At 43.8% G+C, this 21,274-nt stretch carries 16 protein-coding genes and 2 pseudogenes; 5 read left to right on the forward strand and 13 right to left on the reverse strand.

Annotation, left to right across the window (positions count from 1 at the left end):
• Nucleotides 1-333: 333 nt before the first annotated feature.
• The 7 genes from A3712_RS13145 to yegD all read right to left on the reverse strand — a co-directional run bounded on the left by A3712_RS13145 (nucleotide 334) and on the right by yegD (nucleotide 12,542).
• The gene (locus A3712_RS13145) at nucleotides 334-1,392 is read right to left on the reverse strand and encodes a toxic anion resistance protein (protein WP_063523823.1); all 1,059 of its coding nucleotides are present in this window, start codon (nucleotides 1,390-1,392) and stop codon (nucleotides 334-336) included.
• Between the two features lie 15 nt (nucleotides 1,393-1,407).
• Entirely contained in the window at nucleotides 1,408-2,112 is a 705-nt protein-coding gene (locus A3712_RS13150; protein WP_045383987.1) for a phospholipase D-like domain-containing protein, read from the reverse strand.
• Nucleotides 2,113-6,975 (reverse strand): DNA repair ATPase, encoded by a 4,863-nt coding sequence (locus A3712_RS13155; RefSeq protein WP_063523824.1) that lies wholly within the window; start codon nucleotides 6,973-6,975, stop codon nucleotides 2,113-2,115. It lies immediately after the preceding gene.
• Nucleotides 6,976-7,032: 57 nt separating this feature from the next.
• Complete coding sequence (locus tag A3712_RS13160) at nucleotides 7,033-9,120, reverse strand: peptidase (protein ID WP_010645911.1); 2,088 nt, start codon at nucleotides 9,118-9,120, stop codon at nucleotides 7,033-7,035.
• Between the two features lie 21 nt (nucleotides 9,121-9,141).
• Nucleotides 9,142-9,741 (reverse strand): hypothetical protein, encoded by a 600-nt coding sequence (locus tag A3712_RS13165; protein WP_063523825.1) that lies wholly within the window; start codon nucleotides 9,739-9,741, stop codon nucleotides 9,142-9,144.
• A gap of 296 nt (nucleotides 9,742-10,037) precedes the next feature.
• Nucleotides 10,038-10,850 carry a hypothetical protein gene (locus tag A3712_RS13170; protein ID WP_063523826.1) on the reverse strand — a complete coding sequence of 271 codons (813 nt, stop codon included), beginning with the start codon at nucleotides 10,848-10,850 and terminating at the stop codon, nucleotides 10,038-10,040.
• 327 nt (nucleotides 10,851-11,177) lie between these two features.
• Nucleotides 11,178-12,542, reverse strand: coding sequence for a molecular chaperone (gene yegD / locus A3712_RS13175; protein WP_063523827.1), 1,365 nt, complete (start codon nucleotides 12,540-12,542; stop codon nucleotides 11,178-11,180).
• Nucleotides 12,543-12,699: 157 nt separating this feature from the next.
• Here yegD and A3712_RS26785 point away from each other — a divergent pair, with 157 nt between their 5' ends.
• Complete coding sequence (locus tag A3712_RS26785; RefSeq protein WP_082856240.1) at nucleotides 12,700-13,008, forward strand: DUF1289 domain-containing protein; 309 nt, start codon at nucleotides 12,700-12,702, stop codon at nucleotides 13,006-13,008.
• Nucleotides 13,009-13,108: 100 nt separating this feature from the next.
• On the opposite strand, the gene A3712_RS13180 is transcribed toward A3712_RS26785, so the two are convergent.
• Complete coding sequence (locus A3712_RS13180) at nucleotides 13,109-13,459, reverse strand: HopJ type III effector protein (protein WP_063523828.1); 351 nt, start codon at nucleotides 13,457-13,459, stop codon at nucleotides 13,109-13,111.
• Nucleotides 13,460-13,652: 193 nt separating this feature from the next.
• Here A3712_RS13180 and A3712_RS13185 point away from each other — a divergent pair.
• Nucleotides 13,653-14,312: pseudogene (locus A3712_RS13185) on the forward strand (PilZ domain-containing protein).
• Between the two features lie 78 nt (nucleotides 14,313-14,390).
• On the opposite strand, the gene luxQ reads toward A3712_RS13185, so the two are convergent.
• From luxQ to A3712_RS13210, 5 genes are all read right to left on the reverse strand, one after another.
• Nucleotides 14,391-16,961, reverse strand: a complete 2,571-nt coding sequence (gene luxQ, locus A3712_RS13190) for a quorum-sensing autoinducer 2 sensor kinase/phosphatase LuxQ (RefSeq protein WP_063523829.1) — start codon at nucleotides 16,959-16,961, stop codon at nucleotides 14,391-14,393.
• Entirely contained in the window at nucleotides 16,961-18,055 is a 1,095-nt protein-coding gene (locus A3712_RS13195) for an autoinducer 2-binding periplasmic protein LuxP (RefSeq protein WP_063523830.1), read from the reverse strand. The genes luxQ and A3712_RS13195 overlap by 1 nt, the downstream gene beginning before the upstream one ends.
• A 309-nt stretch (nucleotides 18,056-18,364) precedes the next feature.
• A complete protein-coding gene (locus A3712_RS13200) occupies nucleotides 18,365-18,679 on the reverse strand; it encodes a GIY-YIG nuclease family protein (protein ID WP_063523831.1) in 315 nt (104 codons plus the stop codon).
• Nucleotides 18,680-19,336 carry a YceH family protein gene (locus A3712_RS13205; RefSeq protein ID WP_063523832.1) on the reverse strand — a complete coding sequence of 219 codons (657 nt, stop codon included), beginning with the start codon at nucleotides 19,334-19,336 and terminating at the stop codon, nucleotides 18,680-18,682.
• 63 nt (nucleotides 19,337-19,399) lie between these two features.
• Entirely contained in the window at nucleotides 19,400-19,600 is a 201-nt protein-coding gene (locus tag A3712_RS13210) for a hypothetical protein (protein WP_063523833.1), read from the reverse strand.
• 195 nt (nucleotides 19,601-19,795) lie between these two features.
• Here A3712_RS13210 and A3712_RS13215 point away from each other — a divergent pair, with 195 nt between their 5' ends.
• The 3 genes and pseudogenes from A3712_RS13215 (at nucleotide 19,796) to A3712_RS13225 (ending at nucleotide 21,257) form a co-directional block, all read left to right on the forward strand.
• Nucleotides 19,796-20,110, forward strand: a complete 315-nt coding sequence (locus A3712_RS13215) for a DUF496 family protein (protein WP_004742367.1) — start codon at nucleotides 19,796-19,798, stop codon at nucleotides 20,108-20,110.
• Nucleotides 20,111-20,255: 145 nt separating this feature from the next.
• Nucleotides 20,256-20,855: pseudogene (locus A3712_RS13220) on the forward strand (hypothetical protein).
• Between the two features lie 165 nt (nucleotides 20,856-21,020).
• Nucleotides 21,021-21,257 carry a hypothetical protein gene (locus A3712_RS13225; protein WP_063523834.1) on the forward strand — a complete coding sequence of 79 codons (237 nt, stop codon included), beginning with the start codon at nucleotides 21,021-21,023 and terminating at the stop codon, nucleotides 21,255-21,257.
• Nucleotides 21,258-21,274 lie beyond the last annotated feature (17 nt).

The raw sequence follows: 21,274 nt of genomic DNA on the forward strand, positions 1-21,274 counted from the left end.
GGAGTAAACACTATGCTAAATCAGTCTGCGACTTATAGGTAGTAGCGGGCATCAGTAGCCACCAGTAGTCTGCGTTACCGAAATCAAAAGTATCTCAGTAGTTCACCGTTTCTTCCATATTAGTCAGTACCTAGTTAGCGAACTCCTCTTAGATGACAACGGTCATGAATGAGTTTGGCGTATAAGAAAAGTTGTAACAATATTCTATTGAGATGGACAAAAATCAATTACAAAGAAGAGATTCAAAGCTGGAAGTAAAATACCCCCTACTTTCAGTACCAGTTAAAAGTACATGAGAAATGAGTATAGGGGGTGATTTCTCGATGGTTCACCTTACAAGGTTTGCTCAAGAGCTTGTTTAAGTTCTGCCTCTGCTCGCTCAATCACTTGTTGAGCCTGCTCGCGTTGCGCTCTGCCTTCCTTCACTCGCGATAGCGTATTGTTCAACGTTTCTATCGTCAGTTGATTCACGGTCTCTAGAGAATTGAGATCGAGAATGCCACGCTGGTAGTTTTCTGCAATTTGTTCTTCTAACGCCTTCAGTTTCTCTGCGTTTTGCACATATTGCTTATTGGTGTAATCCTTCACCGCACGCGTTACCTTCAACGCTTTCTCTTTTTCATAATTGGAAATCGCAATCAAGAATTGGCGCTTCCACAATGGGAAAGTGTTGTGCACGATATCTTGAATGTCTTCCATCAGCATTTTATTGCCTTCTTGAGACAATCGAATCTGAGGTGCGGTTTGGATAGCAGCAAGGCGAGTGAGCTCAAGGTTATGCACGCGCTTTTCTAAACGCGCAACGGCTTGAGTCGCATCACGGTATTTCTGGGCATCTAACGCGTCACCACTTTGCTCAGATTGTGCCAGTAAGCTTGGTAATACATTTTGCGTAAGCTGGTTTAACTTGTACTTACCAGCGGCGATGTACTGCTCTAATCCGCCGAGCAACTCTAAATTATGGTCATAGAGCGTATCGAGCTGGCTAATATCATGAGCCAACTTCATCTCTTGTGCTTCTAAACGTCCTGAAAGCTGTTCCAATTGGCTTTTCACTGAATCAAAACTTGCCGAGAATTTTTTGAATGAATCAAAAAGCTCACCGACTAAAGGAAGCCTCGATAACAAGCTGGTTTTGCCTAAATTTGAAAATTCAGCGCTGTCCATGGACGATACCATTGCATGCAAAATATCGCCCGCTTCACCACTGTCGCGAACACGAACTTGCTCTAATACTTCGTCAGAGAAAGCGGTGATTTTTTCCAGCGCGTCTTTACCAAAAGTGATCGTCGCTACGCTATCAAACGCATCAAATTGCTCTGCGAGTGCGACGATTTGAGGAGTAGCATTCACCTCAAGTACCTGATGTTCAGAATTCATCAATTCGGTCATGTGATCTCCCTATATTTATGACGGCTTATGGCAAGGAAACTTCTGCCATAGCGTTTCAAATTGTCTTAAGAACGCAGATACAAACCTGCGGTCGTCGGTAAGCGTGATATCTTCCTGATTATATTTAGAAGCGCTGCGTGTCCAGTTAAAGCTGCCATTGATCAACCTCTGTTGGTCGAAGATCGCGAACTTATGGTGCATATGGTATCGAGTCGTATCAATTTTGACCGCCACGCCCTGTGCTGCAAGGTATTCAACATCACTGCCTTTATCGTACATCTTGTCGTTGTCGGTCACGATTCGGACCGCCACGCCTCTTTTATGCGCGGCGAGGATCTGATCGGTTAAGTCGTTATCCGCGATAGTGAAAACACAAATGTCCACCGAGTGACGAGCCAGCTTCAGCTGTTCAATGATGCCGGACGCACACGCTCTCCCCGGAGAAAACCAGCTCGACGCGGTGTCTGCCGAGTTCTCACTCATAACATTGTCTAAAACCTTGACCACGCGCTCCAACCAACGAACTAAAGCGGCTGCATCACCTTGATTTTGGATTTCTTGCTGCACGAGCTTAAAGCTCATATTACGCAGGTAGGCGCGGTCTTCATGACTTAATACCGAGTCCTGCAGCTCCGATTGGAGCTCTCTTCGCTCACTATCATCTAGGCGGTAATCTTGTATCGAAGCCTCTAGCCACGCAGACCATTTCTGTCGATTCATTTAGCTCCCCTCCTGATCATGACGACCAAATCGAGCAACATGCTGATTCAACATAGCAAGTTGCTGCACAACCTGTCCTGCTCGGTCTTCGGAATCACCCATCATTTGCTGACGCTGATACCCTTCTTTGATTTCAGACCAACGTGCTTGCTGTTCATCCGTCATGTCACCACGCAGCTCTGCAAGCTTGAGTAGGTTTTCCTCAGTGCCCGCGGCCAGCGTTTGTGCTTCACCCTGATAGTGATCTTGAAGCAGCGTATTCATCTCTTGGTCGGTCATCACTGACGAGATTTTCTCCGCCAGTTTATTCATGTTTCGATACGAGCCTTGCAGCTTGAACGGAGGTTCGACACGATACTGATCCGCGGTTGCGGCTGACTTGATGTACTGCTGATTCACCTTCAAGACAATTTGCTGCGCCATGATCAGTTTTTGCAAGGTTGTCACGATCTCGCCCGATTCGATCGCAGAATAAGAATGGCTCATCTCACTCAGCGCGATGCTTTCTCCCTCTGCCATTCTGACAAAGCGGTACAAATCATTCAGGTCTCGCGTTGCTAAAGGCGCAAGCACGTTGTTGGAGGTGAGCGAGTTTTCGATAAAGCTTAAATCGAAGATCGATTTCTGGTCAGAGAGCATATCACCGAGGTTGTAGATGTCCGCACGGTTAGCCAACATATCTGGGACTCTGAATGCTTCGCCACTCTCGGTGTACGGGTTACCCGCCATCACGACAGCAAACTTTTTGCCGCGCATGTCGTAGGTTTTCGTTTTCCCTTTCCAAGTGCCTTCTATGCGACGCGTGCCATCACAGAGTGAGATGAATTTCTGTAAGAATTCGGGATGGGTATGTTGAATATCATCCAAGTACAGCAACACGTTGTTGCCCATCTCGAAAGCGAGGTTAATTTTCTCAATTTCGCGAGCCGCATTTTGATCAGGGGCGTCAGCGGGGTCGAGGGATGTCGCTTGATGACCGATGGATGGGCCATTGATCTTCATGAACACCAAACCTAATTTGTGTGCAACATACTCAATTAACGTCGTTTTACCATAACCAGGCGGAGAGATAAGAAGTAGCATCCCCATCAAGTCAGTACGCTTTTTATCGCCTAACGTGCCCATTTGCTTAGCAAAGTTGTCGCCAATAAGAGGTAAGTAACTCTCACTGATCAGCTTGTTGCGCACAAATGACGTTAATGGGCGAGGTTTAAACTCACTAAGACGGAAATCTTCTTTAGCAGCACTCAACAACTGGGTGCGCTGGGATAGATAAGCTTCAAAGCTCGGAACCACAGAGCTTCGGTGATGTTCGTTTCTTTGAATAAAGTCATCCAATACGAGATCTAAACTGCCTTTACTAATTAGGGTGTGCTCTCCCAGTAACCCTTCGACATGACACACCAATGAAAAGTCGACACTGGCTAGCCTTTTCTCAGACAAGGTATTCACCACTGCCACCGTCGCCGCTTCGCATACGAATGCCTGACCGTATTGCTTTTTCGCAGTGTACGCACTTAACCACTGATGATGATCGTTAAATGACTCGGTAAAACTGAGCGGTTGAGGTTGCCAGCCCAAACTGCGTCTAAATTGCAAATAATCTTCGCAGAGAGAAAGGGAATCCTGACTCACTTCGATTTGCCAATCTTGCTCACTCAATAGCTGCGCAAGGTAGTCAGCGGCTTCATGTTGATCATCATTTAGGGAATCAACCAGTTGTTTTTGCAGCTCTTGATACGCTTGCGATGCATTTAAATGCTCTCGCAATAACTTCGCGTTTTGCGCCTGTTGTTGATAATGATCTATTTGGTCAGCATCTTGCTCTAATAGCCACAAGATGGCCTTCGAGCGCGCGGTTTGGCTGTAACGCAGTAACCCCGCTTGCTGATAAACAGGCAGCACTTTACGTAAAATGTTGACCGCATCATGATCGTGGATACCTTTGACATACCCTTCTCGATAACGTGGTGCTGCAAAGCGTTGAACAAGTTCGTTCAACTGATTTTCTCTCAAGGCATCATAAAGCTTATCTAGGCTCTGCCCATCTTGATTGATAGACGCTTGATGCAAGATTAAGTACGCCAGATACTCCGCTCGATAGACTTCCTCACTCTCTGAGGCAACGTCTAAACGAGAGACGGTTTGCAGATCGAGAAATGCTTTGTCTTCTACCGCTTGGTAAAAATCCGTACCGGAGATGTGTAGCGCCAACTCACCACTTTGATCGACCAAGCTGAGGTCAAGTGGTTGCTGGTTGACGCTAAATCTATGCTTGCCCAAGCGCAGAACCGTTCCACCTTTCTCGAAGATGTCTTGGTTATCTCGTAATGCACGTAGCGATTGGTCTTGAAGCGACTTCAATTTTGAGTCAACGCTGTCTGCTTTGACACTGTCGCCAAGCTCACGAATAGTCTGAGACAACTGTTGTAGCTTGAGAACCATTGCGTCGGTGGCAAAGTAGCTGTTCAGCCCTGCAACATCATCGAATCGCTCAACGCGTTTTTCTATGCTGCTCATGGTGACGTTGGCAGCTTGAAGTAAGTTTTGTACTCGACGTTGTTGACCTGCAATGAGCTGCTGCTTGTGGTTATCCAACGTTGATTGGATCTCATCACGCTTTGAATAAATCTCGCTTAAAAACTGGTCGAAATCCGCGAAGCGCGACTCTAACTTATCCAGTTGCCCAACGAGCTTAGCAAGCTGGGTATCACAATCATCTGGCGTTAACGCTTGCTCCATTGCACTGCTCACAGACTGGCTGAGCAGCTTAAATTGAGCACTGAATTCCGCTTGAGCTTCTTCACTTTGTAAGCTTTGAGATTTTGCTCTTAGCTTGGCTGAAACAGTGTTAAGTAGCGACGTTACTTCTGTGGTGAGGTCTAAGATTCGAGTTGCTTGTGTCGGGTCTTCGGTTTCGATGTCCGTGACTTCTTCCGTCACTATCTGGAGCTCATGACGAAGCGTTTCCACTTCTTCATTAAGCTTCTGAATCTCCGCCGTTTTGGTTACTTCTTCGAGCTGTAATTCAATTTTTTGAATTTGCCTCTTGAAAGGGACGTACGCTTTTTCGTCTTGAAGAAGAGTGAGCAAATGCAGGTTAAGTGACTCACGCTGTGTCTGTAATTCCTCAAGCAAACGGTCAACTTGAACTTCATCAATGTAATGTTGCTGACGGAGCGACATAGTCACACCGACTTGCCCTTTTACTTCACTAAGCAAACTCAGCAATGTGTTCGCTTGCTCTTTTGGGGCCAGTTTGATTTTGCCAATGAGCTCGGAAACTGCCGATTTTTGCTCATCAAGGCTGCTTGAAGCATGTTTTTGTAACTGCTGAACTTTGGCAAACTCATCGATGATCTTATCGGTAGTCCCCATGAGTTCATTGATCGCACTGCCTATTCCGCAAGCGTAATCATGATTGAGCCAAGTGTAGTGATCTAGGGTCGAGCGACACTGCTTGATAAGTACTTCATAGGCCGCTTGGGTTACTTCTTCACTCTGCGCTAATTGGCAAATCGAAAGAACAGAAGACAACGCTCGAACCAACTCAGTATTACCAAGATTGAACAGCGGACTGCTGCCTTGGGTTTGCGCGTTGACTTTCGCATAGTGCTCTGGGGTAGAAAACGGCGTATCCCAAATTCTCATTGGGTGGATGGTCGACGCCTCTTCATTCTCAGACAATTGAAACACTAACCAGCGGCCATCTGGGTATAAGCTGTAACCGTGGCTCTCCATTGGTGCTTCAAATTTCTTCTCAATCAAGTTGTAGGTGTACGCGATGTAATAACCTTCAACGGCGTTGAAAAAGATATAAAGAATGTCCTCTCCATTCGGTGACGTGATCTGCTGGAAGAACTTGAGCTGGTCAGCGTCAAAGGCGAACTGTTTGTCTTCGCCATTTGATAATACGTAGCCATTGGCGTACAGCACGCCATGATCTTCAGGTAGCGTTTTTGCGCTTCCCCCTAATGCATCAGCCCTTACGACGGACTGAGTCACTGAATTGTAGAGGAAGTATCGAGCGTGCTTTTCTCGGTTTGGCTTTACTCGTAGCGCAATTAAGTCTCCGACAAACGCGTAATCGATGTGTGCGTCAGCCACGCTTTGGTGTGGGTCTTCAACGTCTTCTCTATAGATACCTTTACCATCTTTGGTATTGTCTTCGACCTTGATGGTTAAGTCCCCGCCAACACATTCAACAAACAACTTATCTTGAATAGACACGTGCGGATGATCGCCAAGCACGTGGTCATCTCGCGTTGTTGGGATCCAATCAAAATCATGCTGAGGAACACTGGTTAAGGCGTTCTGACCTAGGGAATCAATGTACTCGATAGAATGAACGTTGATCTGAAAACGGAAAACTTTTCTGTCTTCTGGACGCATGCCAATTTGGAAGGCGATATAAAGCGTGCTTTCTTGACGAGAGATTTGAGAAAGCTTTGCGTCTCGGTAGTAAGTAAACAGTTCCGTCAATTCATGGGTAAAACGGGAATCGGATAAAAAACTGGATTCAAGTGGAAGCGGCTCAACACGAAATGTCCCTTCATTTTCATGGAGGTGATAAAGCCCAAACACATCGTCTAATGAAGGCGTCGCTTTCATCCCAACTTGCACATGATAACCGAACAATAAATGCTGATTTACCTGAGCCATATCGATTGGAATGCACTTAGCATCGGTTTGAACATTGACCTTGCCGATCAATTTAAAATCTTGGCCGCCAAACGTTTCTTGGCGTTGCTGATTGAAGGATTGGGAGAGAGACTTTAGCTGGCTGCCTTGCTGCAACAAACGCGTCTTTAAAACATCGTATGCACCAGCATCACTCACCGCTTTTTGAGTCATATCTGACATGCTAATACCTATAAATCCCGCTTTCGAAGAAGCGGGATTTTTTAGAGAGAGTGAAAATTATGATTTATCGCTGGTTGTCGTATCTAGGGAGCTTTGGATTTTCTTCATTAGCTCCGCAGCGCCACCTTGTGAATTCAGTAAACTCGCGAGCGCGACATTACTCAAGTCACTGCTTTTCAGTTCTGTACTCTCTAACACGTCTTTGATGTCTTGCGGCAGGCTACGGTTGCCATTCACATAATCTGAGACCAGTGGGTTAAGAACCTCTGATTCATTAAACTTCGCATCGACGACAGCGGCATCCATGATAGTGCGACGGATTTGCTCCATTCCTTCACCACCAAACAAACGGATATCGGCTTTCGATAGCGCCTCACCCAAGGCTTGAGCGTTCGCCCCAACCACGGTTTTCTGAGCATCAATGCGCGCCAATTCAAGGTCTTTCTCTTGTTGCAACTGCATCACCCACTTGTCGTGTTCACGGGTGTGATCATCGTATTGCTGAGCCGCCTCAAAGCGAGCTGTCTGAGCTTCTGCTTCTGCCAGGCCTTTAGCACGTAGAGCTTGCGCTTCCGCTTCACCGGCACTTTGTAAGGTGTAAGCTTCTGCTTCACCCGTCTCTTTGATCGCAAGTGCACGCTCGCGCTCAACTTCCACTTCAGCAAGACCCGTAGCACTGATCAGCTCTTTTTCTGCCTGTGCCATACGCTCTTTTGCTGCAGCTTCACGGTCTTTCGCCACAAACTCAGCTTCTGCACGCTTGGTCGTCACTACTTGTTCCGCTTCGGCTTGACGTGTCTTCACCGCTAGCTCGTTTTCCGCATCACGCGTTTTCACTTTCAGCTCAGCTTCGTTCTCAATCAAAATACGTTCAGAACGTTCGCGAGCGGCATCTTTCTCTGCACGAGCGGCAACCAGCAGTTCAATCTGTGCAGATTCAGCAACCGCTTCTGCTTCCGTCAGTTTGATGCGTTTTTCACGGTTAACTCGCTCATTAACGCGTAGGTTTTCCGTCTCTTCTTCTTCGCGAGCAATCTTACGTTCGATTTCTACACGCTGAGAACGAGTTTCCGCGACAGACTTCATCGCTTCTTCTACCGTCGTCTCTTTCTGCATTTCTCGCTCAGCAACCTCCGTAGAAGTACGAACTCGCTCAGTCTCTACTGAACGGTTCAATTCTTCTTGTTGAATTGCCACTTGACGTTGGTTTGCGATACGCGTCATCTCGACTTCCATCTCGACGCTTTCGCGCTTCTTGGCAACTTCTTCTTCAGTTTCCAGCTCCGCTAGCTTAGTGATTCGCTCATATTCTTCACGTTTTTCAGCGGCCAACGCTTCTTCTTGCGCTTTGATAATATCGATTTCACGCTGAGTGCGGGCAATACTCTCTTTTTCTTGCTTATCAAGCTGTAAGCGGTTTGCTTCAGCTTCAACATTTTTCTTCTTGATCGTTGTGCGTTCATCCTGACGAATCGCGTTGGTTTCCGTATTCTTTTGCGCTGTGATGGCAGAGATCTTACGGATACCTTCTACGTCAAGAATGTTGCCCGGGCTATGGGCGTCCAGCGCGGTTTGGTCAACTTTATCGATAACAACGTCGTAGATTTTAAAGCCATCCATTTCGCTACCGATGACTTCAACAACGGCATCGCGGAAAGCGCGGCGATTCGTTAACAGCTCTTCAAATTCAAACTGTTTTACTGCCGTTTTCAGTGCTTCAGAGAACTTAGGTTGGAAGTGCTCTTTTAGGCGATCTAGGTTAGAAGCATCATGAGCAGTAAAAAGTTTAGCAACACGAACAATATCTTCTTCTTCGTGATTCACACCGATGTAGAAATCAACTTTAAGGTCCGCACGAATGTTGTCTCGGCAATGAAGGCCTTCGTATTCTTCGCCTTCTTGATCTTTGCGTCCACTTCGAACAACAGAGATCTTCTTACGAGTAATATCCATAAACTCAAATTTGTTGATCACTGGCCATACAAAAGTACCAGTTAGAGAAGCGCGCGTGGCATGCAGTCCATTGACAATTAGTGCGTCGCCTTCACCTCGAACCTTTTTATATCGGGTGGTGAGAAAGATAAGAATAATCAAAAAAATCCCGATACCAATCCCAAGGAATATCAGACTTGGAGAAATCTGCATAGCTGCTCCTTAATTTTCTAGCTACTGATTAATAATGTAATATTTTTTTTGTTTATTGAGAGAAACGATCACAACATCGTTCCCATATTCAATGGGTGCATCAGACTCCAAAATCCGTGCATCCAGTAAAAATTCGCTTCCATTATGATGAACAATAATTTCACCGCGTTGACTGTTCACCTCACTGCTGTGAACTTTTGCTTTCATTCCAACAAAGTCCACCTTTGCAAAAGCTTTACTCTTATCAAAAAGTGGCGCTAAGGGGCTTAAGAGCTTCGCGCTGATATACAAGGATAGGTAGAAGTTAACTGGAATAGAGACAAGTTCCGCAACCGTCAAAAAAACAGAACTAAGGTGTTGATTTAGGAAAGATGATGAGTAAAACGATAGAATAGTGGCGAAAAAGAAACTAACACACAAACCTACCGCCAAGGGGACTTTGGATAAAATAGGTGGTAATAAAAGCCCACCGCTAAATAAGCTGCCTGATTCGAATAATTCTATATCTGTAACGGCTACATCTACCACGTTGAAAATGAGATCGATGAACATAATAAGGAGAAGAAAAACGAAAGGTACAAAGAATACATTCGTCGGGAAAGACAACAATATTTCAAACATTAACAGAAAACACTTTAGTAAAGTAAGTCACTGTTGCATGTTAGTTTATTTCAGTTTCAGTGTATTTTTGTAAGCTTTTTTTTGTGATTGGTGTGGTAATTTTTTAGTAGCAATAAAATAGTATTTCAGCCTGTAAGAACGAGCAGGCAATTGACAATTAACACATTAACAATATTCAAAGTAAATATATCTCCGCCCTTCTAAATATAAAAGAATAAATAAGCAAGATAACTACATTGAAAGCCCGGAATCATAATTTGAAGCCGGGCCAACTGTATTACTCAATAACTAATTAATCATTCAGTGATCTCAACACCAAAATGCTCGGTACAAGTCACTTGGCTAGGCTGACCGCCTGAGTCATAGCCACAAAAGTCTTCCTCAAGAATAGCGTAATCGGCACGCGTATCTGCCAATTGCTGCATAAATTCTTCTTTGGTAACTTTCTTTTCTCGGTAGAAACTTGCATAAGTTGGCTGGTCCATAAAAAAGCCTTGAGCTGTACGCACTCTCGTATCATTTGGTGGGAGGGTCGTTAACTGGTTTTGCATGATACTTCCGTCAGGCAAATACACTTGGTATAGAACACTGTTTTCCCCCATCAAAGTGGTTGAGGTGTCCACCATCATTCCATATGCTTCGTAAGAGCCAGCTAAACCCCCATTACAATCCGATGCACTTTGATCGGCACTAAAGATCTTTTCATTACCATTCGTTCCACAAATTCCCGAACCAACAACATCTTCACCGCTTGTACATTCTGTTAGGTCCTTCGGAGGGTAGAGGAACACATTTCTCTGCTTAATGCTGTTCCCAACAACTTCTAGATGAATGAAACCTTTGTAGTGATCGTAGCGGTAGGGCCAACTGGAGGATACATTGGGGTTACCATCGCTTCCTAAAAAAGTATACTCACCAACCCACCACCCCTCTTCTCTTTGCCAAGCTTCAAAATCAAGCAAGTTTACTGACTCTAAATCACAAGAAGAGTCAGAAATAACAGTCTCGACTTCCGAACTACCCTCGACTTCCGCACTAGTGTCATTATCGTCATTGCAAGCGGCTATTAAAGTACATGTAACAATGACAAATGTTGTACGTAAAAACATAGAACCTCCATATCGGAATAAACTTTGTTCAACAAACAACACATAAGCATATTTTATACCCTATGTTACTTATTTTTCACATCAATCATTGTTGACGTTAACTCATCGCCTCCAACCCTACGCAACCTTTAAGAGTTCATATACTTAAATCTACTTGTAACTCAGAACTCATTACTGGATGTAGCGAGAATCATTTTTACGATGGTACAAAACACTGCAATCATTTTTAAAATTGATAGTATTGCCAACATTTCCTACTCTTGTTTTTATTTTGATTCTCTAAAAGCAAAGTGAGTATTGAAATAATACAAATATCCGTAGAATTCTCTAAGGTCCATTTTTACTGAAGCAAACCTCAGCCCAACGAGCTAAGCCCGCCGTTACTGAACCGAAATAGTTGCCACTCACAATAGGCACATTCGGTACGGCTTGTTGAACCGCTTCTCTAAGGATAGGTGAACGTGCTGAACCACCCGTCATATAGATAACATCTGGTTTCTTTTCGCCTTGTTGAATGGCCTCTTTAACCAGCTCAATCATCTTAGACTTTGGCGTATCGATAGCATCGACCATCTGTTCAACTGAGATATCGACTTCGATCAACTCGGAGGCAACATTCATCGCTGCGCGATACTCTGAAGATTCCGCCAACGCGATCTTAGCTTCTTCGGCTCTACGTACGATGCCATACCCCAAGGTATCTTGATAAACCTTGAGTAAGCGTTCTAACTTGTGTGGTTCAGCAGCTTCTTTACGCAATAACTTCAATGCTGCGAGGTTTTCTCGAGAATAAAAATTCTTCTGAGCTTCTACATTATTGATGGCGATTGGATTCCAGAATTGGGTCAATGGCATATCAATACCGGAAATGGCTTTACTACTCATACCGAAAGGTGACATCAGTTGTTTGAAGGCCAGGTAAATATCCAAGTCATTACCTCCTACCCTTTGACCACTGTGTGCTAATAAGCTTTGGCTACGATCCGCTTTTCCAGACCAACTCGGGCCCATTTCTAATAAAGAACAGTCGGTCGTACCACCACCGATATCAACAACCAATACCGTTTGGTTTTCAGTCAGAGTGCTTTCATAGTCTAGGCCGGCAGCTACGGGTTCAAATTGAAATGCAATATCTAGGAAACCTGCACGCTTCGCGGCGCGAGACAAGATAGTTTCAGCTTGTCTATTTGCCTCTTCACCGCCGCGACCATGGAAGTTAATTGGTCGACCAATAACCGCTTGTTTGATTTGTTCTTGAGTAGTGAGCTCAGCTTGCTGCTTGATGTTCGCCATCATGGCGCATACTAGATCTTCAAAAAAACTGACCTGAACGTCATGTAGCCCACTTGCGCCTAGGAAAGACTTTGGAGACTTAACATAATAGACGTCACGCGGATCTTCTAAGTAGAGATCTAACGCTGCCTCACCAAATGCCATGTCTTCTGGCACAAGATCGATACTCTCTTCGCGGTTGAGGGCAATTGCACGTCGTAGCACTTGCTCACCGACAGCATCGCTCGGTTTAATGTTCAGGTGGCGAAATAGATGTTCAGATACACTCTCACGAGTAGGAGCAAATACGGTTGAGGGAATATAGTGGTTGCTACCTTCTAACGGTAACAAGCTTGGTTCCCCATTAACCATTGCAGCCACAGAACAGTTTGCTGTTCCATAATCAAATCCAATAAACATAATATCCCCCACTCAACAAAAGGGGCGAGATGCTACATGAAAAGCCTTTCAATTACGAGGTCATTAGCTATTTTCGGGGGCAATTTTTAGTGAGTTTACTCTAAAAACAGAAACAAGTGTGCTACATTTCAGCTCAAACAAATCAAGGGTCCAATAGATGAAAACACCTTGCCGAGCGGCTTGTAAAAATAATGGTGGCATGTGTAGCGGCTGCTTCAGAACCATGGACGAAATTATAGGTTGGAAAGGCTTATCTGAAATTGAAAGAGAGTCTGTAATGAATAACCTTAGCGGTATTAGCTCCACACACCAGTGCCCACAATGTAATGAACCTACTCAGTGCGATATTAGCGCAGGTAAAGAGACCTGCTGGTGCTTTGAGCTAGAGACAAGAGACACGAGCTCTATACCCAAAGTTGAAGTATGTATATGTCGTAAATGCTTGTCTGAATTGCCAATTCAGTAGCCTGTCGGTATTGAAAGATCTAAGAAAGAAGCGAGATAAGCTCATCTCGCTTCATGCTCTTAATGTTTAAGTAAGTATTTACTTCGCCATTGAAACCTATTTACTTGGACTTTAAAACCAACGCCGGCTGGGATAATTCAACCCCACTCCAGCCATGAACCATAAAGTTTCGGATGTTCTGGTGATCAGTGTTCTCTGGAAAACCTAGCACATCATTACGGTAGTATTGACCGAAGCACGCTAGTGTTTGCTCTACTGAAAGCCCTTGATCTTGGCCGAACGCAAAAATTTTGCACGAGCCATTGTTCTGCCCTGCCTCATTCACCACATCTCCATTACGAAATTCGCACTCAGAAAAATCATAATGAGCTTCAATTACCTGCATTGTATCTTCAAATTGAACACTTTCAGGTGATTCAGACAGGGTGTTTAACAAGGTTTCTAGTTCCATTTGCTCTTTTCCTTTAACTAAATTATGGATAGCAGTGTAACGCGTTTTTTGTTCAGAGTAAGCCGTTGTTTGAGTGACAAACCATTTCCACTTTTTTCACTCAGATATCTTCATTACCCCACTAAATAATGACATAGCCCTATTGGAGGGTTACATTATTTCAGCATATGATTAACACCTTTCATTGAAGAACATCCATAAAGATAAGAACTTAGAACTGTTTAGATACCTTAAACCCGGTACAAAAACAGCAGGCGTCTAGGAGTTTGGACCCGATGACTCAATTTCGATCATTACTCTATATATTAGGCACAAAGAAGAGCTGTACCTCATCTTAAAGCTGTCACAAAAAAGCGACCGAGGCACTGACGTCAAGAAAACTTATCAACGTGGATATTATCGTTCGAGCGATTACATACACGGAACTTGGTCACATCGTTGTGTTCAAAACGAATGTACTGGCTCGTATCACTTCCCCTGCACATCTCCTATTTCCTTGTCCGCCAACTAACTTTGCAACGAAATCAATCCGTGAGCACGAAAGATACAAGGTACGCCTTAACTGCGAAGTTACCTTTGACACCTTAACGCTAGACGCCACATTGGTTGACTTCTCAGTTTCAGGTTGGGGCATCTATATCATGCAACAATCCGATATTGATGTTGGCTGGAAGACCAAAGTTGACTCGGTGTTGAGTGAACATTTGGATAGCGAGTTAGTTTATAAAGTGGTGAGTAAAAAAGACAAGGGCAAGGTTGACTGCTGGGTATTCAGTTCCCTGCACACCTACATATGAGTGACGAGCTTAAAACATTACTGTTAGAACAAGCTTTCGTTGCTGGCTTTGTATAGTTGTTCGCATATGCTCAGAGTGCAGTACTGACACCACTTAGCTTAGCGCTGACCTGCATTCAAAAAGATTAAGAAAAACTAGAGTCTGTTTCCATCCCAATATGAGTTTTTGAAATGAACAAAAGCTTGGTGTAATGACTCTTCTTTTATCGGCTTAACAATAACATAGTCCGCGCCAGCAGCCATAAAACTATCTCTTGTAGACTCCTGAGCATCGGCAGTACATGCATAAATTGGTGCAGATACGCCAATCTCCTCTCGCAGCTGTTGTGTCGTCTCAACACCGCCTAAGTTTGGAAGTTGATTATCCATAAGGATGAGGTCATAAGTGGTCGCTTTTGCCATCTCAAGTGCCTCTAAACCATCCTTAGCCCACGTAACCACCATGCCATACTTCTTACAAAAAGCCTGCGCGATAAAAGCGTTAGTGTGATTATCTTCCACCAGCAGTACATTCAAAGCACGGTCAAATAAAGCCTCAGGTCCCCACCTTGCCTCTTGTGTAACATCAAGTAACGGCTTAGAATTTAACTCTACTGGTATTTCTATGATGAACTCCGATCCTTGATCTTTCACACTGCGAACTTGGATATCTCCTTCGAGCATATCGACTAAGTTCTTAACGATCGTCAAGCCCAATCCGGTCCCGCCATATTCACGTGTTGTCGTCTCTTCGGCTTGGACAAAAGGCTCAAAAACAGCGTCAATTTTACTCTCGTCAATACCGATACCGGTATCTTGCACTCGTACGATCAAACTGGCTTTATTGGTATTAAAAATACTTTCAAGCTCGAAGCTGACTGAGATGCCACCTTGATGGGTAAACTTAAGTGCATTACTCAGCAAATTAAACATAATTTGATTTAAGCGCACTTGGTCAGTGTTGATCTCCATGTCGTTAGCCAGGTGATTCACTATCGTGAATGTGATCGATTTATCCTTGCAAAGTGGACGATAGATGCTGTCTAGAGTGTTAATCAACTCCGCCAAGCGGAAGTCTTTCTTTTGAATATTGAATTGCCCTTGCTCGATCTTTGAGAAATCCAAAATGTCGTTCAATACCGCTAGCAAGTGTTCTGCACTGTTACAGAGTACATCGACCTGCTCTTTATTATCTTCATTGTGCATAGAGCGTTTAAGAAGCTGAGATACGCCTAAGATACCATTGAGTGGTGTTCGGATCTCGTGACTCATCTTCGCCAAGAAATCAGCTCGAACGTTGGCAAGATGCTCTGCCTCTTCTCTCGCTCTATCCGCTTGCCTTTCAGCTTCCACCAACTTAGTAATATCTTGTCCTTGAACCACAACCCCCGTGATGCCGTGCTCAACCCGGATAGCCGACATGTTCCAACGGAACACCTTCTCACCAATCGGTACGTTAATTCCTGTTAGCTTTGCGCCCTGAACCACCATTTGGATATTCGGTAGCATACGTAGTTCAAACTCATGGGCAACTGCACCGTAATTATCATCTTCATCAAACAACGCCATACGAGCCGCTGGGTTCATCTGGATTAAATCGCCTTTTTCAGACCAAACCAAAATCGGTGAATGTGCAAAGTTAAAGAGATCTTGGAATTTTTGATTTTGCTCGGACAAGCGTTCAAAGGTGTCTTCCAGTGTACAGCCAATATGATGAAACTCGAAAATATTCGACCCATCGAACTTGTTAAAATCTTCGCTATCACTCGCTGAACGAGTAAAGTGCATCAACTTATCGAGCTCTGCCGCTACTCTTCTTTGAATCCAAGTACGAGCGAAGAAGTACATAAACACAATCACGACCACAACAACGATGATGGCGCGCTCATAGTTTTCTTCTAACGCGATAAAATTGGTATTTTTTTGTACCGCACGAATAACCAGTGGAGTCTCTACAGCGTTGATCTTGATTGTCGCCACTGTGACGAAATCACGAGGCAACTGCTCGTAAATTTTATATTCAAGAATATCCTTTATCGAATACGTCTCATCGCCGCTGAACGTCGAGGTCACCGGCGTTCCATACGCCTCAATTACGATATTCTCACAGTTACTGCCCTGCTGTATGGACTCTGCGAGAGAGAAATTGTTGTCGAGTACGATTGCAATATAAAGTTGGCCGAGAACTTCGCCTATTTTGTTGTCAACAATGGGGGTTCGGCGAGCCAACAAGTGACGCTTGCCAATCTCGGTCATTACCTGGATAAAGTGCCAGTTACTGCTAAAAGAGACCTCATCAGAAATATGCTCTAGGTTATTTCTGTCTAACCCATAAAACTGAGCGTTACCATCTTCCCACACTAGTCCATCATGTGTTGAGACAAAGCGTAGATCAGGAGCATGATCGGGCTCTCGCTGATCTACGCCAAAGAAGAAGTAGTTCAATACCTCCTCGTCGCCCGTAGCAAAGTACTCACGTAGAGTGTCACTGTGTGAGCTACTGTCTTGATGAATCTGTAAGACAGACAAACGATAATCGAACATGTTTTGAATCAGACTCGACGTCTGTTGTACCGTTCGATTAGTCTCTTGTTTTACAATGTTACTGCTGGTTTCATAATTGTGAATAAGCACGCCAAGTGCCATAACGCCTATCACTAAGATAATGATACGCGTAATAAGCTTAGCTAATGTGTTCCTAGGTGTACTGGCATAGCTTTTCTTCATTATTGACCTGAGTATCTAAATGCTCGCTGTTTCAGTTCAGAAATTCGTTCTGGGGAGTCTTCTTTAGTCACGATTTCAAAATCACCAGAGTAAACTGTAGGAACGGCTTCCCCGGCAAGGTCCCACTTAATGGCTTCTGCCATTGCGATCCCCGTGTCATCGTTCATACGCATAACAGTGACATCAAGGTCACCTCTTTCAATCGCTTCAAGTTCAGCAGAGCCGCCGCCCCAACCGTTAACTAAGATATCTCGACCCGATTCTCGTATCGCATCCGCTGCGCCCAAAGCGACATCGGTTGCACATGCATAAATAAAGTCTAGGTCTTTATCGTTCTCTATGCTGATTTTAGCCGCTCGGTAACCACTCTCTTTGTCCGATCTTGTGTAGAAAGAGGATTTTAAATCGAAGTTCGTGTCACTGTTAACATCGTGAATGAAGGTATCACCACGGGCATCACTAATATAACCTTCTGAGCGATACAGTACCGAATATTTGCTGTTCGGTTTGCTGACTTCTTTGAAGTAATTCGCTAATTTTAAACTGCCCGTCGCATGGTCAAAACCAACATACATGAAGGGTTGTCTATCAGCCCATGCTCGGACTGGCGTAGTGATGTTCTGCAGAATAAGTTTGGTATCAGTAGAGCTCAATACGTGCTCAATAAATTTACGGTGGCGCGTCGTATCCAGCGTAAAGATCAGGTAATCGGTTTTATTTTCTATAGCTTCCTGTAACGAGATACTTTGCTGCACGAGATCTGCGTTCACTCTCGTAAACACTTGGTTAATTTGATAATTAATTCTCAGTTTATCAAGTCGCTTTTCAAAAGCTTGGATGTTACGAACCCAATAATCAGAGATTTGTTGACCCGGATACACGACAGAAATCGTTATCGGTTCATCCTGGACTCGTTTCAGCGGAACGGGGTGGTTTTGCACAGCCTGAACCATTTTATCGGTTAAGGCTTTTTGTTCAGGAAAGTTAGAAAGGTAATCTTGGTACTCCCAATATCCTTTAAGAACATGGGTTCCGTGGGAAAGAGCGGACGCAGAAAATACGGCTAGTCCAAACAACATCAATAAACGTTTCATATTTTTCTCGTTTTATATGAGCTACTTTGGCTCATTTTTTTAACCTAGCATGACACCATCTCTTTGAATGGCTGAAAGATATTATGTAGGACAACGATGATAAATGATAGCGGCTAGAGCTAATTAGAACAACATTCCAAATGAGTGATATATCAAATGAGAGTGGAAACGGAAAAACTTTACTGTCAAGTGGCTAAACACGCCTTCCTAATTTCATATTTTTCAAATAAAAATCAAACACTTTATAAAAACTCTCTCGGAAGTTTTATTTATTACAATTTTATCAGCAGTTACTATTTTAGGTATGAATTATGAGACTTCGATATATTGAATGTTGTCGTCTTGCCACTCAATGATAAGTTTGAGCGATACTAACTTTTCTTTACGAAACTTAGGTAATTGTTTGATCGCGTATTCGGTTTTCAGCGCCTCACTTTTCGACTGAGCCTCCATACTCCAAACTAACTTCAGCGGCCCCTTGCCTTTTAGGGCTTTGGCACCTTTACCAGTTTGGTGCTGCTCAAAGCGGTGTTGTAGATTATTGGTGACACCACAATACAAAGCGTTATGACGATTGCGGATCAGGTACACGACCCAATCCGCCTTATTCTCAGATCCAGACATTTAAAGCAGAGATTCAACCAGAGCTTTCAACTCGGCTACTTCAGCTCTTAGGCTTGCAACTTCGGACTCTAGCTCTTCCAGCCTCTCACTCGATGCTGGCGGTGCTGCAACACCTGCAGATGCCGTCGCAAACGCTTCAACTTCGACTTCACCGCTGAGTAAATGCTGATAACGTGACTCACGCTTACCTGCTTCACGCGGTAGTTTAACAACCAAGGCGCCTGCTTCACGGGTCGCTAACTTTTCAAGCGTTGCTTCCACCTCTTTTACATCAGTGAAATTCGCTAAGCGCCCTGTCCTCGTGCGTAATTCGCCCGGCGTTTGTGGACCACGCAGTAACATACAACAGATGATCGCGCGCTCTTGTTCTGTAAATTGCAGATCACCAAACTCAGTATTGCAGAAGCGATGCTGGTACTTATTAACACGACTATTAAAACTACTTTCGTCACTCACCATGCGGCGAGCAATCAAGCCATCAACGGCATCTAATACTTCTGACTCAGACAACGACAGAACAGGCTCACGGTTGCTTTTCTGATTACAGGCTGTAGTCAGGCTGTTCAACGTTAGTGGGTAATGATCGGGAGTCGTCACTTCTTTTTCGATCAAGCAACCAATGATTCTCGCTTCAATTGGGGAAAGTACTGTGTTCATCGTTATTCCTTTTTATTATTTTGGTGATTCCGTCTCAGCACTAAACAATGCAGTCACCTAGGACTAATGCTCAGACAAAATTGGTACTCGTTTCTTTCTACCCTGTTCATCAATCATTATGATCTTAGAACGGTTTAGCTCTATTTCCACGACTTCCAAATAAGTACGCTCTTTTACATACGCATCACGAAGCTTGTTTTGCTCTGCTGAAGGTTCAGTCGCTTTATCACCTGAATCTTCGGTTTCCAATTGTTGTTGATTCATTTCACATTTCGTATCAATGCAGTATCTACATGGGATACTAACTTGAACGGCGAGATAAAAACAATCACACATCGGTGAGAGTGACGAATAATTAAACAACCTTACTTTTGCTTTGATCTAAAGACTGTTACATCATCAATTGATGTGCTTTAATCAGAACCAGATAACGTATTTGACGAATAGGAAAAGGAATCTATGAGCAGCGTATTTGAAATTGTTAACCAAGCACGACGTAAGAACAAACTTAAGCGTGAACTGCTTGACAACGAAAAGAAAGTTCGTGACAACCGTAAGCGTGTCGACCTTCTTGATAACCTACTTGACTACATCAAGCCAGAGATGACTCACGATGAGATTCTAGGCATCATCAAAAACATGAAAGCTGACTACGAAGATCGTGTTGATGACCACATCATCAAGAGCGCAGAGATTTCTAAAGCTCGTCGCGACATCAGCCGTCGTATCCGTGAGCTGACAGAAGAAGACAAGCAAATCCAAGGTAAGAAGTAATCTTACAAAGATGGATAACTTGTTTAGTAACCCACTCTTTGTAGTGGGTTTTTTTGTACCTAAATTCCAGTGTCTATACTTAAGCCTACGCATTTGATGATAAAAATATCATTATTAGGGTCAGCGTAAGAAATGGAGTCAACTTATGTACTCAACCATTCTGATTACCTTAGCGCTGTCATCAACTCAACCCTATCCACAAGAGTTTGAAAGGCTTTATACCGAAATCACTTATGACGATCTCGTGGTCGACGTTCATGGCTACAAAGTTCCAACTCGCTCGGCATTTCGAGGCTGGATGCTACTTAATCACGCTGAAGACAGAGTAAAAGAAATAGGACAACAGCTCAAAGATGCGGGAATCACCCAAAGCATGCCTTTGCACTTGGTGCTGTTACAAGTAACAGACTGGGCGATGAGTAACACCACCTTGTTTACCCTGCCGGATAAAAAGAATGTATCGAACATGATCAACACCTTGAAATACACTCAACAATACATTGAGCCTGAAATCGGTGTGGTAATTCCTGTATCTGGTGAAAGGACTCAGATTTATAACCAACAAGCAGGCACTTAGAATTTTGCGCATTGAATTTAGTCCCAGCCAATGACATTACTCGCGAACAACTGCATGTAAAGCTCAAAAAAGATTCATGCTGAGTTTGGCCAGAAAAATAACGTTGGCCTAGGTTTGTACTCAGGTGTTCGTTTCCATATCGATACCTGTGGCTTAAGGCAATGGTAAAAAAACACCACAAAGTCAAAAAGACACATTTAACAGCGAAGTCTTTTTGACTACAAAACAAAAGAGCACAAAAACAAACCATTGATAAATAACAACTTTAAAAACTGGAACGCTAATTGCTAGTAGTTAAGTATCAAAAGAACTAATAGTAACTAGGAATTTAATATGAAGACGATGACTCAACGCTTTCAAACTCTACTTTCTGTATCTAACTTCAGCCTAGCGATTACCACTTTGCTTATGCTAATCAGCATAATTATCGCTTACCCAATGGCGGATCATTTCTCATTACCGGTTCAGATCGTGGCGCACATCAGCACCATCATTGTGGCGGCTTTCATCAAAATTAGTTATGTCGGACGCTGCCTTGCTCAATACAATTTGGGAATGGAAGTGCGTTAAAAAGCACTAAACTTTTT

This window comes from Vibrio sp. HI00D65, assembly GCF_001635455.1.
Taxonomy (GTDB): Bacteria; Pseudomonadota; Gammaproteobacteria; order Enterobacterales; family Vibrionaceae; genus Vibrio.